The 279-nt window shown below is 80.6% G+C and carries 1 protein-coding gene; it reads left to right on the forward strand.

All coding sequences use genetic code 11. The features are described 5' to 3' along the window. On the forward strand, positions 1 to 279 hold a 279-nt coding region (locus KVT14_RS20355), incomplete at both ends, for a hypothetical protein (RefSeq protein ID WP_217617295.1).

Below are 279 nucleotides of genomic sequence, written 5' to 3' on the forward strand. Positions count from 1 at the left end.
CCGCTCGCGGTCGCGCTGGGCGAGGCGCCGCGCCTGGCCGGCACGGACCGGCTGATCGTCAGGCTGGTGGCGAGCTCCTGGCTCGGGCTGGCCTGGTCGACCCGGGGCACCGTCGCCACGGACGCCGAGGGGGACCTCGTGCGCGAGCTCGCCCGCGCGCAGCGGTCCCGACCGGACCGTGCTCGCGCTGCGCTGGCTGCGCTCGCCGCGATCGCGGCCCCACCGTGGGGCGACGAGGCGCGGGCTGCGCTCCCCGCCGCCGCCTCAGCCGACAGCGGC

It is taken from the genome of Cellulomonas sp. GbtcB1, from assembly GCF_019091725.1.
Lineage (GTDB): Bacteria > Actinomycetota > Actinomycetes > Actinomycetales > Cellulomonadaceae > Cellulomonas.